Here is a 14156-nt window from a genome sequence, read left to right on the forward strand (position 1 = left end):
GGATTACATGAGTTGGGCATTGGGTGTCGGGGCGGCTTGGGTTCTGGCGGCGACCGCGGTCGCGATGCTGCCGATGCGGCGGCAATATGTGCCGGGCGTGATACTGCTGATCGCGGCGCCGGTGCTGATTGCCTGGGTTTGGGCGACCCATGGCTGGCTCTACGGCGGAGCGGCCTTGTTCGCCTTCGTGTCTATGTTCCGAAACCCCCTGATCTACTTCGGAAAGCGCGCGCTGGGGCAGCGGCCGGAGGTGCCAAAATGAGCTGGTCGATCTGGTTCGTCTTCCTGTGGTTCATCACCGCCATCGTGGGGGCGATGCTGCCCACGAAGGATGCCCATTGGACGCTGGCCTATTGGCTGATCGGGCTTGGGTTGCCGTTGCTGGGGTGGTTCGTTTGGGAGAACGGGCTTTGGCTCGGACTGCTGGTGCTGGCGGGCGCGATGTCGATCCTGCGCTGGCCGGTACGGTATCTGGTGCGGTGGGTGCTGCGGAAGACGGGGCTGCGGCGGGAACAAGTTTAAGGCCATTTTGACTTGCGTTTTCGGGGTGGGCGCAGTCTCTGCCCCGCAAAAGGCGAGAGGGCGGGCATTTGAATATCTCCGGGATCGAGACACGGGGGGCGCTGACGGCGAAACGGCCCTTGGCCGATCTGACCTGGCTACGGGTGGGTGGACCGGCGGAGTGGTTTTTCCAGCCTGCGGATCAGGAGGATCTGCGCGCGTTTCTGGCGGGGCTGGATCCGGAGACTTCCGTCTTTCCGATGGGCGTCGGGTCGAACCTGATCGTTCGGGACGGGGGGGTGCGCGGCGTGGTGATCCGGCTGGGTCGGGGATTCAACGGGATTTCAATTGAGGGTCGGCGGGTGCGCGCGGGGGCGGCGGCGCTGGATGCGCTTGTGGCGCGGAAGGCGGCGGAGGCGGGGGTCGATCTGACGTTCCTGCGGACCATTCCGGGGAGCATCGGCGGGGCGGTGCGGATGAACGCGGGATGTTATGGCGCGTATGTGAAGGACAGGCTGGTCGAGGTGACGGCGGTTCTGCGGGACGGCTCGGTCACCGTGATCCCGGCAGAGGCGTTGCAGCTGGCCTACCGGTCGAGCGTGTTGCCGGAGGGGGCGGTGGTCGTCGAGGCTCTGTTCGAAGGGCCAGAGGGTGAGCCCGAGGCGCTGGCCGCCCGGATGGAGGATCAACTGGCGAAGCGGGATGCGACGCAGCCGACGAAGGATCGGACCGCGGGCAGCACGTTTCGCAATCCGGCGGGGTTTTCCTCGACCGGGCAGGCGGATGACAGCCATGACCTGAAAGCCTGGAAGGTCATTGACGACGCCGGGATGCGCGGCGCCCGGCGGGGTGGTGCCGTGATGAATGAAAAGCATCCGAACTTTCTGACCAATGCGGGCGGCGCGACCGCCGCAGACCTGGAAGGATTGGGCGAAGAGGTGCGGAAAAAGGTTTACGATTCCAGCGGATTGACTTTAGAGTGGGAAATCATGCGGGTCGGAGAACCAGCGCGCGATTAAAGCCCCGTCAGAGGGCATAAGGGCCGGATAACAGGCCCGTATAGAGGCAGATTGGGTATGTCGAGCAGGACAGACCCCAAGGTAGCTGTGATACTGGGTGGACTTTCCGCGGAGCGGGAGGTGTCGCTCAGCACGGGGCGTGGATGCGCGGCGGCCTTGGTGGAAGCGGGATGCGACGTTGTCGAGGTCGATGCCGGCCGCGACTTGCCGCGCGTGCTTGCCGAGATTTCTCCGGATGTGGTGTTCAACGCGCTTCACGGGCGGTGGGGTGAGGATGGCTGCGTCCAGGGCCTGCTGGAGTGGATGGGTCTTCCGTACACGCATTCCGGTGTGCTGGCCTCGGCCCTGGCTTTGGACAAGCAGAAGACGAAGGACGTTTATCGCGCCGCCAGGTTGCCGGTCGTGGAAAGCGTTCTGGTGCCGAAAGCGGAGGCGGCTGGGCGGCATGTGTTGGAGCCGCCTTACGTCATCAAGCCGAACAACGAAGGCTCTTCGGTCGGGGTCTATATCGTGCCTGAAGGCGCGAACCGGCCGCCGGAATTGTCGGCGGAGATGCCCGAGACGGTGATGGTCGAGGCGTTCGCGCCGGGTCGCGAACTGACGACGACGGTGCTGGGCGACCGGTCGCTGACGGTCACCGATATCCTGACGGACGGCTGGTACGACTATGACGCGAAGTATGTCGAGGGCGGCTCGCGGCACGTCGTGCCGGCGGAGGTGCCCGCGGAGATCTTCGATGCCTGCATGGACTATGCGCTGCGGGCGCATGAGGCGCTGGGGTGCCGGGGTATCTCGCGGACGGATTTCCGGTGGGATGAGGCGCGGAGCCTCGATGGGCTGGTGCTGCTCGAGACCAATACGCAGCCGGGCATGACGCCGACATCGCTGACGCCGGAGCAGGCGGAGGCCTGCGGGATCTCTTTCCCCGAGCTGTGCAAATGGCTGGTGGAGGATGCGTCATGCGGGAGGTGACGATCCCTCCGCTGGCGCGCGGAGGCGCGGTGCGCGGCGCGCGGCAGGAGCCGCCGCTGAAGCGCGATCCGGCGCCGTCGCGGCTGAGCTACCGGATGGACCGGTTGTGGCTGACGCCATTCTTTCGGATGCTGGTGCGTCGCGGGCTGCCGCTCGCCTTTGTTGCCGGGATGGTCGGGGCCTGGGTCGGGCAGGAGGACAACCGCGCGATGGTCGCCGAGGCGGTTGCAGAGATGCGGGCCGAGATCGAGGGGCGGCCGGAATTTCAGGTGAAGCTGATGGCGATCGACGGGGCCGAAGGGACTCTGGCGGATCAGATCCGCGCGGTGCTGCCGGTCGATTTTCCTGTGTCGTCCTTCGATCTGGATCTGGAAGAGATGCGGCGGACGGTCGTGGCGCTCGACCCCGTGAAGGAGGCGTCACTGCGCGTGCGGCCGGGCGGGATTCTGCAGGTCGATATCGCGCGCCGGGTGCCGGTCGCGGTCTGGCGATCGCGGGACGGGCTTGCCCTGCTCGACGGGGAGAGCGCTTTCGTGGGTCCGCTGGAGAGCCGGATGGAACGGCCGGATCTGCCGCTGCTCGCAGGGCAGGGCGCGGCGGACCACCTGCCGGAGGCGCTTGCACTGTTTGCCGCGGCGCGGCCCATCGCGGGACGCGTACGTGGCCTCGTGCGGATGGGTGAGCGGCGGTGGGACCTCGTTCTCGACCGCGGGCAGCGGGTGATGCTGCCGAGCGATGGCGCGCTTGCCGCATTGGAGCGCGTGATTGCCCTGCACGAGGCGCAGGATGTCCTCGAAAGAGACGTAATCGCAGTGGATTTGAGAAACCCCAGGCGTCTGACGATCCGGATGTCCCCGGCGGCAGCCGAGACGCTGAGGGAGACGCGGGCAGTGGAAAGGATAGCAGAGCGATGATGGAGGTCAGGGGCGGGCTGTATCATGCGCAGCGGGCGATGCGGCATATGCGTCGGGCGGCGATGCAGCGGGGTTTGGTGGCGATCCTCGATATCGGCACGTCGAAGATCGCGTGCCTGATCCTGCGGTTCGACGGGCCGGATAACTTCCGCGGCGATGGCGTGGGCTCGATGGCGGGGCAATCGTCGTTCCGGGTGATCGGGGCGGCGACGACGCGGTCGCGGGGCGTGCGGTTTGGCGAGATCGACGCGATGGTTGAGACGGAGCGGGCGATCCGGACGGCCGTGCAGGCGGCGCAGAAGATGGCGGGCGTACGGGTCGATCATGTGATCGCCTGCCTCGCCGGGGCAAGGCCGCGGTCCTACGGGCTCGCCGGTCATGTGGAGCTCGAGGAAGGAGAGGTTCGCGAGGCCGATATCGGGCGCGTGCTCGCCTCCTGCGAGGTGCCGGATGTGGGCGAGGGGCGCGAGGTGCTGCACGCGCAGCCGGTGAACTTCGCCTTGGATCACCGGACCGGGTTGAACGATCCGCGCGGGCAGATGGGCAATGTGCTGGCGACCGACATGCATCTGCTGACGGTCGAAGAGACGGCGGTGCGGAACATCCTGCACTGCATCAAGCGGTGTGATTTGGAGCTCGCGGGCGTCGCGTCTTCAGCCTATGTGGCGGGCGTGTCGTCGCTCGTCGAGGACGAACAGGAGCTTGGGGCGGCCTGCATCGATCTGGGCGGCGGGTCGACGGGGCTGTCGATCTTCGTGAAGAAGCACATGATCTACGCCGATGCGGTGCGCATGGGTGGAGAACATGTGACGTCGGATATCTCGATGGGCCTGCAGGTCCCGATGGCGACGGCGGAGCGGATCAAGACGTTCTATGGCGGCGTCGTGGCGACCGGCATGGACGACCGCGAGATGATCGAGATCGGCGGGAATACCGGCGATTGGGAACATGACCGGCGGGCTGTGTCCCGGTCTGAGCTGATCGGGATCATGCGGCCGCGGGTCGAGGAAATCCTGGAAGAGGTGCGCGCGCGGCTGGATGCGGCGGGGTTCGAACACCTGCCGTCGCAGTCGATCGTGCTGACGGGTGGGGGGAGCCAGATCCCGGGGCTGGACGGGCTTGCCTCTAAGATCCTGGGCCAGCAGGTGCGTCTCGGGAGGCCTCTTCGAGTGCAGGGGCTGCCGCAGGCCGCGACGGGATCGGCCTTTGCATCCGCTGTCGGCCTATGCCTTTTCGCGGCGCATCCGCAGGACGAATGGTGGGATTTTGAGATTCCGGTGGAGGGATACTCGTCCCGGTCGTTGCGGCGTGCGGTGCGGTGGTTGAAGGAGAATTGGTAGCCTGATCCCGCCGCGTTCTTGATATCGCGCAAGGCGCTGCCTGATCCCATGTGAGATTTGGGATCGACGGGTGGCCTTGAAGCACGGAACGTTGTCTCAATCGTGAATGACCCTGAGTCCGCCCGTTTGAGTGGTCCGACACGGCAAGGACGCGCGGGGGAAGATGTTTGGGAATTCAGTCAAGATCGCGACGCTTGCGGGCTTTGATATCAAGGTCAGCGCCAGCTGGTTGCTCATCGCGGGGCTGATCGTCTGGAGCCTGTCCACGGGCTACTTTCCGATGCTCTTTCCAGAGGCTGAACTGGGTTTGCTTCTGGTGCTCTCAGTCATCTCGATGCTTGGCCTGTTTGGGTCGCTCATCCTGCACGAGTTGTCCCATTCACTGGTCGCACGGCGCTACGGCGTCGGCATCACGGGGATAACGCTGTTCATCTTCGGCGGCGTCGCGGAGCTGGAGAGTGAGCCGAAGAGCGCGACCTCGGAATTCTGGATCGCAGTTGCGGGGCCGGCGATGAGCTTTGCCCTGGCTTTCGGATTCTGGGTCCTGGCCGGCTTTGCGGCGGGAATGCAGTTGGGCGATCCGTTGGTGGCCGTGCTGGGATATCTCGCCACGATTAACCTGGTGCTTGCGGTCTTCAACCTGCTGCCGGCCTTTCCGCTTGATGGAGGACGGGTGTTCCGGGCGATGCTCTGGCGGCGGTCAGGCGACATGGTCGAGGCGACGCGGAAAGCGGCGGCGGTGTCGGGCGTCATCGCCTATATGCTGATCGGCTTTGGGTTGCTTGTGCTCTTTACTGCGAACGCGGCAAGCGGGCTGTGGCCGATCCTGATTGGCTTTTTTATTCTTGCGACCTCCCAGGCGGCCTATCAGCAGCTGGCGACGGGGGCCGCTCTGGGAGGCCGGACGGTCGGGGCGTTGATGAGCCGGGATGTTCACACGGCGGATCCCGGGATGACGCTGAGCGATCTCGTCGAGGATGTCTTTCTGCACCATACGGTGAGCTTTGTGCCAGTGGTCGCTGACGGGATGGTGCTGGGGGCGATCGACACGGCGGCCTTGCGGTCGGTCCCGCGTGCCGAGTGGCCGGTGACGCGGGTGGGGGATGTCTTCGTGCCGCTGAGTGATGAGATGACGGTGGCAGAGGAAATGCCGGCGAAGGCGCTGCTTGACCGGATCGGACGAACCGGACGGCGGAAGTACCTCGTGATGGAGGGGCGGCAGCTGATTGGCGTGGTCACGCTGACCGACGTCGCCGGGCATTTGAACGTGGTGCGTGAGACTGGCGGGTGACCGAGACAGGTCTTGCTGGCTTGGTGGATTGTGGATAAGCAGTGGATAACGGCGACGATAACGCCGAGATGGTGGCGCGAGCAGTGCCCCCAAATGAAATTGATTGGGCCTTGGACAAGGTGTGTCGGGTGGCGTTTGGGCACCCGTTAGGTGCGCTTGTCGTGTAGTTTCCCAGATGTAGTGATTTGCGCGACATGCCGCCGGAACCTGTCAAGGCTTCCGCAATATTTTGTGGCGAATCTGCGGTTTGGGCGTGACGACTCGGGGTTGGGGCGTTATTGTCAGGCAAAACAGGCAGATCCGATGGGGCGCAAAGACCCCGCGGGAACAATAAACAGGCGGAGCAGACATGACCCTGAATCTCAGCATGCCCGGGCAGGATGACCTGCGGCCACGGATCACCGTGTTCGGTGTCGGCGGGGCGGGCGGCAATGCCGTCAACAACATGATCGAAAAGCAGCTTGAAGGAACGGAGTTCGTGGTGGCGAACACCGATGCCCAGGCGCTGCAAAGTGCCAAGAGCTCGGCCCGGGTGCAGCTGGGGACGAAGGTCACCGAAGGGCTGGGTGCCGGGGCACGGCCAAGCGTGGGCGCGGCGGCGGCCGAGGAGAGCATCGAGCAGATCGTCGATCACCTGGCAGGTGCACATATGTGCTTCATCACCGCCGGGATGGGCGGCGGCACCGGGACCGGGGCCGCGCCGATCATCGCGCAGGCGGCGCGGGAGCTGGGCGTTCTGACGGTTGGCGTTGTGACCAAGCCGTTCCAGTTCGAGGGCGGCAAGCGGATGCGGCAGGCCGAGGAGGGCGTCGAGGCGCTTCAGAAGGTCGTTGATACGCTGATCATCATTCCGAACCAGAACCTGTTCCGGCTCGCGAATGAGCGGACGACCTTCACCGAAGCCTTCGCGATGGCGGATGACGTCCTTTATCAGGGCGTGAAGGGCGTGACCGATCTGATGGTCCGGCCCGGCCTGATCAACCTCGACTTCGCGGACGTCCGCGCGGTGATGGACGAGATGGGCAAGGCGATGATGGGCACGGGAGAGGCCGAAGGCGAGAACCGGGCCATCGAGGCCGCCGAGAAGGCGATCGCCAACCCGTTGCTCGACGAGATTTCGCTGAACGGCGCCAAGGGTGTGCTGATCAACATCACAGGCGGCTACGATCTGACCTTGTTCGAGCTGGACGAGGCGGCGAACAAGATCCGCGAGAAGGTCGATCCGGACGCGAACATCATCGTCGGCTCGACCCTCGACGATAAGATGGAAGGCCAGATGCGGGTGAGCGTGGTTGCCACGGGGATCGACGCCGCAGAGAGCCATGCCGAGACGCCGCTGCCGCGCCGCAGCCTTTCGGGGCCGCCGCTGACCGAGAGGGTTTCGCTTGAGGCTGAGGCACCCGAGCCGGTTGCCGAGCCGGAGCCGGTGGTGGCCCAGGTTGCGCCGGAGGTCGAAGAGGACGAGCCGGAACTGTTTCCGGGCTTCGCGCCCGAGCCGGTTGCCGAGGTAGAGCCCGAGCCGGTGGCGGAGGTCGCCGAGGACGACATGCCGCTGCCTGCCTACCGCCCGCGCCCGGCACCGGAAGAGACGGTGGCGCCCGAAACCTTCGTCGCGCCGCGCCCGCAGGCGCCCGCGGCACAGCAACCGATGCAGCGGCTTCAGAACCCTGTTCCACCCGCGCCCGAAGAGGCGCCAGAGAAGGGGCGGTTCGGGATCAATTCGCTGATCAACCGCATGACCGGACAGCAGGGCGAGGGCGCCGCACCGGCCCGTGCGCAGCCGCCAGTGGCCCGGTTTGAGCCGCAGCGGAGCGTCGAGCCGGAGCCTGATCCGGAGCAGGAACGCATCGAAATCCCCGCCTTTTTGCGGCGGCAAGCCAACTAGACCGGTCACGAAATCCAACGGAAAAGCCGCCCCCGAGGCGGCTTTTTTCGTTTAGTGTCAGAGAGTTGATATGGGCCCGGCGAAAACCCGCTGAGGCTCGCTGAGGTCGTGTTTCATGTCGTTGCAAAGAGTGAATTGAGCTGCGCGATGGGCTTCATTAGCTCACGATTAACGATTTACGACTAAAGCAGAACAGGTTTCGAGCAGGTGCAGACCACTCTCACAAGATCGGTTTCATTTACGGGCGTCGGCCTCCACGGCGGGCGGCCCGTTCGCATGGTCGTCCGACCTGCGCCGGCCGATCACGGGATCTGGTTCGTGCGGACCGATCTGGACGTGCGGATCCCGGCATTGTGGGATGCGGTGGCGCAGGTGCCGCTTTGCACGCGGCTCGACGGGCCGGACGGCGTAACCGTTTCGACCATCGAGCACATCATGGCGGCTTTGGCAGGCTGCGGGATCGGCAATGTCGATATCGAGTTGGATGGGCCGGAAGTGCCGATCCTCGATGGCAGCGCGGCCGAGTTCGTACGCGGGTTCCTTGACGCCGGTCTGACGCATCTGGATGCGCCCGCCTATGCGCTTGAGGTTCTTCGGAAGGTCGAGGTCAAGGCAGGTCTTGCCCGGGCGGCGATTTACCCTGCTGACGGGCTGATCATTGACTTTGCGATCGATTTTCCGGATCCGGCGATCGGACATCAGCGGCATGTCCTCGACATGCGCAATGGTGCCTTTGTGCGCGAGCTTTGCGACAGCCGGACCTTCTGCCGGAAGGCGGATGTGGAGGCGATGCATGCGCAGGGACTGGCCCTTGGCGGATCGCTGGACAATGCGGTGGTCGTCGATGGCGCGCGGGTACTGAGCCCCGGCGGCCTGCGGCACGCGGATGAGGCGGTGCGGCACAAGATGCTTGACGCATTGGGCGATCTGGCAACGGCCGGTGCGCCGATCCTTGGGCACTACGAAGGGGTGCGGGCCGGGCATGCGCTGACGAATGCGCTTCTTAGGGCGCTTTTCGCAACGCCGGGCGCTGTGCGTCTGGTCGAGTGCGGGCCGGGTCAGTTGCGGCGCCTGCCCGGATCGGGGCTGGTGGCCGAGGATCTGAGGCTCGTTGCCTGAACCGAACTGTTCGAAATCCGGGCGCAAAGGCATTTTGCCCCGGATTTTTTCATGTTAGATCGGCTTCTGGCGGCAAAGGCTGCAGTGAAGATCAGGGGACGAGGCAAAGCATGACAGCGCGACGTGCGTGGGGACGAGGTTTGGCCATGCTGGCGCTTGTTGCAGGAGTCTCAGCCTGTGGCGGCGGCCGAGCTCCTGACGCGACGCAGGATCAGCTTGAGTCGTTTTCTGCCCAACAGATCTACGAACGAGGTGAGTTCGAGCTTGCCGATGGTCAGCCTGACGACGCGGCCTTTTACTTTGGTGAGGTCGAACGACTTTATCCCTACAGCGAACTGGCGAAGCGGGCGCTCATTATGCAGGCGTTTGCTTATCATCAGGACCGGGACTACCCAAACAGCCGGGCCACGGCGCAGCGGTTTATCGACTTCTACCCGGCGGATGAAGATGCGGCCTATGCGCAATATCTGCTGGCGCTTTCTTACTATGATCAGATTGACGAAGTGGGTCGGGATCAGGGGCTGACATTTCAGGCCCTGCAGGCGCTTCGGACGGTCATTGAGCGCTATCCGGAGAGCGAATATGCCCGGTCGTCGATCCTGAAATTCGACCTCGCCTTCGATCACCTCGCTGGCAAGGAGATGGAAATCGGGCGCTACTATCTGCGCGATCGGCACTACGCTGCGGCGATCAACCGGTTCCGAGTGGTTGTCGAGGATTTCCAGACCACGTCGCACACACCGGAAGCCTTGCATCGGTTGGTGGAGTCCTACCTCTCGCTGGGGCTTGATGCCGAAGCGCAGACCGCAGGCGCGATCCTTGGCTACAACTACCAGGGGACCGATTGGTACGAAGACAGCTATGCGCTTCTGACGGGGCGGGGCCTGCGGCCCGAGCCTGTCGGGAACAGCTGGCTTGCGCAGGTTTACCGGCAGGTGGTGCGGGGCGAGTGGTTGTGACGGGAGGTGCGTGCGGGCACGCACCCTACGGCTGACATGCTACGCGGGCTCGATATCCGGGACATGCTGATCATCGACCGGCTGGAACTAGAGTTTCAGCCCGGGCTGAACGTGCTGACCGGAGAGACGGGGGCAGGGAAGTCCATCCTCCTTGATGCGTTGGGATTTGTGCTGGGTTGGCGCGGGCGCGCAGAACTGGTGCGGAGCGGTGCCGCGCAGGGTGAAGTGACGGCCTGGTTCGATCTGACACCCGATCATCCCGCTTGGTCGGTTCTCGAGGAGGCCGGGATCGCGTTCGAGGGAGAACTAATCCTGCGGCGCGTGAACTCGGCCGATGGGCGCAAGACGGCATGGGTGAATGACCGCCGCGTGTCTGGTGAGGTGCTGCGCGCGCTTTCGGAGCGATTGGTCGAGTTGCATGGGCAGCATGACGATCGGGGTCTTCTGAACCCGCGCGGACATCGCGCGTTGCTTGATCAGTTTGCTGGTGTGTCTGGGGAGGTCGACGCCGTGCGGTCGGCCTGGCGGGCGTGGCGGCAGGCAGAGCAGGCTTTGCAGGCGGCGGCGGCCGCACTTGCTGAGGTTCAGGCGGAAGAGGAGTTCCTGAGGCACGCGCTATCGGAACTCGAGGCATTGGCGCCGGAGGCGGGTGAAGAGGCGGAGCTGGATGCGCGGCGTCGGTTGATGCAAGCGGCCGAGCGCATTCGGGAGGACATTGCGCGCGCGGCGGCGGCGCTTGGTCTGCAAGGCGCGGAAGGCCAGATGACGGACGGGCTGCGCTGGCTTGACGGCGTGGCCGACAAGGCGGAAGGCCAGCTGGACGGCGCTTTGACGGCCTTGGAACGCGCGCTGGTTGAGCTTGGGGAGGCGCAGCAAGGCGTCGAAGGGGCGCTCGAGGCGCTGGATTTCGATGCTGGAGAGTTGGAGCGGGTCGAAGAGCGGCTCTTCGCGATCCGGGGGCTTGCGCGGAAGCATGGTGTGGCGCCGGATGATCTGGGAGCCTTTGGCGAAGAGGTTGCGCGGAAGGTTGCAGCGCTCGACGGCGGGGCGGAGGATGTGGAGGCGTTGCGTGCGAAGGTCGCGGAGGCCGAGAACGCTTATCGGGCGGCTGCTGAAGCGCTGCGCACAGCCCGGATGGCGGCTGCCGGGCGGCTTGATCAGGCGATGGCCGAGGAGTTGGCGCCGCTGAAGATGGAGCGGGCTGCATTCTCAACTGAGATCGGACCTGCAGATCCGGGGCCGGATGGGGCAGACGAGGTGGCATTCGTTGTCGCGACCAACCCAGGCGCACCTGCTGGCCCTTTGGCCAAGATCGCCTCGGGCGGAGAGCTGTCGCGCTTTCTACTGGCGCTGAAGGTGTGTCTGACCGGAACATCGTCCGGCCTCACGCTGATCTTTGACGAGATCGATCGTGGCGTCGGAGGCGCGACGGCGGATGCGGTGGGGCGCCGCTTGGCAGCCTTGGCGCGAGACGGACAGGTTCTGGTGGTCACCCACTCCCCTCAGGTTGCAGCGCAAGCGGCGCATCACTGGCGGGTTGAAAAACGGCAGGAGGCGGACACCACTCTCTCTACGGTTGTTCCGTTGGCGGATGCGGATCGGGTGGATGAGATTGCGCGGATGATTTCCGGAGATCGGGTGACGGATGCGGCACGAGATGCGGCACGGGCGCTGATCCATGCCGGATAGCGGCCAAAAACACATAAAATCCTAGGCTTATAAAGGAAGAGGCGGGACAGGCGCTAATGCCTCTCCCGCCGAATGAGAAAAATGAAGCGCGTTGCTAAGGCCACTCAACCCGTGCAAAGCGCATGGTCTGAAATGTTCGATGGACGTCACATCCCCTAGGCGTGTGGAGCATCCCTACAAGCAAAAGCCTACCCAAAGGTGAGGGGTCATCTCAACCCCCCCACCCCGGGGGATGCGAAAAGTGTGGCCGTGTCATCAAAGTGTGACACTGAATGTGCAGGGCATTTCGGTTTCGGCCCATGATGCCTTGGAGGCCGTAAGCCCTTGTTCTAGCATCGGTGAAGGCGGTTCGGGTGGGCCGGCCGTGACGGACAGGGCGCGATCTGCGCCCGCCGAGAAGAGCGAACCAGTGACGCAGCCGGATCCGACGCCGCTTCCCAAGGCTCTGCGCGAAGGCGCTTTGCAGGTCGTTCAGGTTTGCAAAAACGGGATTCGCGTAATCCGGCACAAGGGGCCGTCGCAGATCCAGTTCTGGTTCATCGCTTTGATGATCGGGATTGCGGCCGGGTTCGCTGCGCTTTTGTTCCGGAAGGGGATCGAGAGCCTGCAGGCGTTTATCTACGGCACGGACGATGTGAACCTGCTGGCGAGCTTCGCGGCGACCCTGGCGTGGTACTGGGTCTTGCTGATCCCAATCGCTGGGGGGCTGACTGTCGGGCTGTTGCTGCATTTCTTCACCGATGACGGACGGGTGCGCGGCATTGCAGAAGTGATCGAGGGAGCCGCTTTGAAAGACGGCCGGGTGCAGCGGCGGCGTGGGCTTGTGTCGACGCTGGCTTCTTTCATCACGCTGTCGACCGGGGGCTCGACCGGGCGGGAGGGGCCGGTGGTTCACCTTGCCGCGGTCATATCCACCTATGTGTCGAACGCGATCCGGGCGGACGGGATCACCGGGCGGGACCTTCTTGGCTGTGCCGTCGCGGCAGCGGTCTCAGCCTCGTTCAACGCACCGATCGCCGGAGCTTTGTTTGCGCTGGAGGTGATCCTGCGGCACTTCGCTGTCCACGCCTTTGCGCCGATCGTGATCGCGTCGGTTGCGGGAACGGTCATCAACCGACTGGAATTCGGGGGGCTGACGGAGTTCGTCTTGCCCGAGCCCAATGAGTTGGTCTTCTATGTCGAGCTTCCGGCCTTCCTCTTGCTTGGGCTGCTTTGCGGGGTTGTCGCGACCCTGCAGATGAAGGCGATCTTCTGGGCTGACGACTTTGCCAATGGAGTTCAGAGGAGGACCGGGCTGCCGCGCTGGCTGAGGCCCGCCGGGGCCGGGGTGCTTCTGGGGATCCTCGCGATCTGGTTTCCGCATATCATCGGGGTCGGTTACGAGACCACGACGCTGGCGCTGATGGGCGGGGTCGTCTTTCACGAGGCGGTGGTTTTTGTCGTTCTGAAAGTGGTCGCGGTGGCGATCACGATGGGGGGCCGGATGGGGGGAGGGGTGTTTTCACCATCGCTGATGGTGGGCGCGCTGACTGGGCTGGCCTTCGGGATCGTGGCAACGGGCATCTTTCCGGAGACGTCGGGATCGGTGACGCTTTACGCGTTGGCCGGGATGGGGGCCGTGTCGGCGGCGGTTCTGGGTGCCCCGATCTCCACCACGCTGATCGTGTTCGAACTGACGGGAGATTGGCAAACCGGGATAGCCGTCATGACGAGCGTATCGCTTTCGACCGCATTGTCTTCGAAGCTGGTGGACCGGTCGTTCTTCCTGACCCAGCTTGAGCGGCGCGGAGTGCACTTGGCGGCGGGACCGCAGGCTTACCTTCTGGCCGTCTTTCGGGTGGCAAGCGTAATGCGTGCACCGGACCACCCCCGGGCAGCGAGCGAAGAGCAGTGTCGCGATATGATCGCGCAGGGCGTCATGTTGCAGGCCGATGCGACGCTGGAAGAGGCGATGCCGATGTTCGAGGCCGGGAACTATGCTTTCATACCGGTCGTGAAATCCGCCGGGGAGGGCCCCCCGGAATTGTGGGGGGCGCTGTTCCAAGTGGACGCGCTGAAGGCGTTCAACCGCGCGCTGGCAGCGACGGCGGCTGAAGAACACTCCTGAAACTATTGATTTCTAAAGTTGTTCGACCGCGACACGGTCGGTGTAAAAAGCCAGGTGGTCCTTGATCTGGGCCACGCCGTCCTTGGGGTTTTCGTAGGTCCACACCGCATCGGGGATCGTGCCGGATTTGGCTACGATCGAGAAGTAAGCCGCATCCCCCTTATGAGGACAATAAGACGTTCTGTCAGAGGGTTCGAGGAAGGTCATCGCGATGTCGTCGCGAGGGAAGTAGATGACTGGGGGATAGTCGCCTTCTGTCAGTTCAAGGGCGTTGGCACTTTCACCAAGGACGGCCCCACCCGCGCGAACGGCCCACGTTCCTTCGGCTTTTCGGATCTTGATGTGGTCTGCCATGGTGTC

General features: G+C 64.4%; 13 protein-coding genes. 12 read left to right on the forward strand and 1 reads right to left on the reverse strand.

Annotated features, from left to right (window positions below; genetic code table 11):
- Positions 1-7 precede the first annotated feature (7 nt).
- The 12 genes from AADZ90_RS16520 to AADZ90_RS16575 all read left to right on the forward strand — a co-directional run bounded on the left by AADZ90_RS16520 (position 8) and on the right by AADZ90_RS16575 (position 13796).
- On the forward strand, positions 8-262 hold the full coding sequence (locus AADZ90_RS16520; RefSeq protein ID WP_367312700.1) for a DUF2484 family protein: 255 nt from the start codon (positions 8-10) through the stop codon (positions 260-262).
- Entirely contained in the window at positions 259-522 is a 264-nt protein-coding gene (locus AADZ90_RS16525) for a DUF2484 family protein (protein WP_367312699.1), read from the forward strand. The genes AADZ90_RS16520 and AADZ90_RS16525 overlap by 4 nt, the downstream gene beginning before the upstream one ends.
- 68 nt (positions 523-590) lie before the next feature.
- A complete protein-coding gene (gene murB, locus AADZ90_RS16530) occupies positions 591-1520 on the forward strand; it encodes a UDP-N-acetylmuramate dehydrogenase (RefSeq protein ID WP_411997067.1) in 930 nt (309 codons plus the stop codon).
- Positions 1521-1577: 57 nt separating this feature from the next.
- Positions 1578-2492 (forward strand): D-alanine--D-alanine ligase, encoded by a 915-nt coding sequence (locus AADZ90_RS16535; RefSeq protein WP_367312698.1) that lies wholly within the window; start codon positions 1578-1580, stop codon positions 2490-2492.
- Positions 2480-3406, forward strand: coding sequence for a cell division protein FtsQ/DivIB (locus AADZ90_RS16540; protein WP_367312697.1), 927 nt, complete (start codon positions 2480-2482; stop codon positions 3404-3406). Before AADZ90_RS16535 ends, AADZ90_RS16540 begins: the two co-directional genes overlap by 13 nt.
- Entirely contained in the window at positions 3403-4746 is a 1344-nt protein-coding gene (ftsA, locus tag AADZ90_RS16545; RefSeq protein WP_367312696.1) for a cell division protein FtsA, read from the forward strand. Before AADZ90_RS16540 ends, ftsA begins: the two co-directional genes overlap by 4 nt.
- 163 nt (positions 4747-4909) lie before the next feature.
- Entirely contained in the window at positions 4910-6037 is a 1128-nt protein-coding gene (locus AADZ90_RS16550) for a site-2 protease family protein (RefSeq protein WP_367312695.1), read from the forward strand.
- 349 nt (positions 6038-6386) lie between these two features.
- Positions 6387-7922, forward strand: a complete 1536-nt coding sequence (gene ftsZ, locus AADZ90_RS16555) for a cell division protein FtsZ (protein ID WP_367312694.1) — start codon at positions 6387-6389, stop codon at positions 7920-7922.
- A 207-nt stretch (positions 7923-8129) separates the two neighbouring features.
- Complete coding sequence (gene lpxC, locus AADZ90_RS16560; RefSeq protein WP_367312693.1) at positions 8130-9041, forward strand: UDP-3-O-acyl-N-acetylglucosamine deacetylase; 912 nt, start codon at positions 8130-8132, stop codon at positions 9039-9041.
- Between the two features lie 110 nt (positions 9042-9151).
- Complete coding sequence (locus tag AADZ90_RS16565; RefSeq protein WP_367312692.1) at positions 9152-10000, forward strand: outer membrane protein assembly factor BamD; 849 nt, start codon at positions 9152-9154, stop codon at positions 9998-10000.
- Between the two features lie 36 nt (positions 10001-10036).
- A complete protein-coding gene (gene recN, locus AADZ90_RS16570; protein WP_367312691.1) occupies positions 10037-11689 on the forward strand; it encodes a DNA repair protein RecN in 1653 nt (550 codons plus the stop codon).
- Positions 11690-12236: 547 nt separating this feature from the next.
- Positions 12237-13796 (forward strand): chloride channel protein, encoded by a 1560-nt coding sequence (locus AADZ90_RS16575; RefSeq protein ID WP_411997070.1) that lies wholly within the window; start codon positions 12237-12239, stop codon positions 13794-13796.
- Between the two features lie 12 nt (positions 13797-13808).
- Here AADZ90_RS16575 and AADZ90_RS16580 read toward each other — a convergent pair whose 3' ends face one another.
- A complete protein-coding gene (locus tag AADZ90_RS16580) occupies positions 13809-14150 on the reverse strand; it encodes a DUF427 domain-containing protein (protein ID WP_367312659.1) in 342 nt (113 codons plus the stop codon).
- Positions 14151-14156 lie beyond the last annotated feature (6 nt).

It is taken from the genome of Aestuariibius violaceus (assembly GCF_040779325.2).
GTDB classification, from domain to species: Bacteria; Pseudomonadota; Alphaproteobacteria; order Rhodobacterales; family Rhodobacteraceae; genus Aestuariibius; species Aestuariibius violaceus.

Bases quoted from the DNA above. Each gene is read 5' to 3' on its own strand.
- AADZ90_RS16550 (WP_367312695.1), top strand. From the start codon at position 4,910: ATGTTTGGGAATTCAGTCAAGATCGCGACGCTTGCGGGCTTTGATATC.
- AADZ90_RS16575 (WP_411997070.1), top strand. From the start codon at position 12,237: ATGATCGGGATTGCGGCCGGGTTCGCTGCGCTTTTGTTCCGGAAGGGG.
- recN (WP_367312691.1), top strand. From the start codon at position 10,037: ATGCTACGCGGGCTCGATATCCGGGACATGCTGATCATCGACCGGCTG.
- AADZ90_RS16525 (WP_367312699.1), top strand. From the start codon at position 259: ATGAGCTGGTCGATCTGGTTCGTCTTCCTGTGGTTCATCACCGCCATC.
- ftsZ (WP_367312694.1), top strand. From the start codon at position 6,387: ATGACCCTGAATCTCAGCATGCCCGGGCAGGATGACCTGCGGCCACGG.
- ftsA (WP_367312696.1), top strand. From the start codon at position 3,403: ATGATGGAGGTCAGGGGCGGGCTGTATCATGCGCAGCGGGCGATGCGG.
- AADZ90_RS16540 (WP_367312697.1), top strand. From the start codon at position 2,480: ATGCGGGAGGTGACGATCCCTCCGCTGGCGCGCGGAGGCGCGGTGCGC.
- AADZ90_RS16520 (WP_367312700.1), top strand. From the start codon at position 8: ATGAGTTGGGCATTGGGTGTCGGGGCGGCTTGGGTTCTGGCGGCGACC.
- AADZ90_RS16580 (WP_367312659.1), bottom strand. From the start codon at position 14,150: ATGGCAGACCACATCAAGATCCGAAAAGCCGAAGGAACGTGGGCCGTT.
- AADZ90_RS16535 (WP_367312698.1), top strand. From the start codon at position 1,578: ATGTCGAGCAGGACAGACCCCAAGGTAGCTGTGATACTGGGTGGACTT.
- AADZ90_RS16565 (WP_367312692.1), top strand. From the start codon at position 9,152: ATGACAGCGCGACGTGCGTGGGGACGAGGTTTGGCCATGCTGGCGCTT.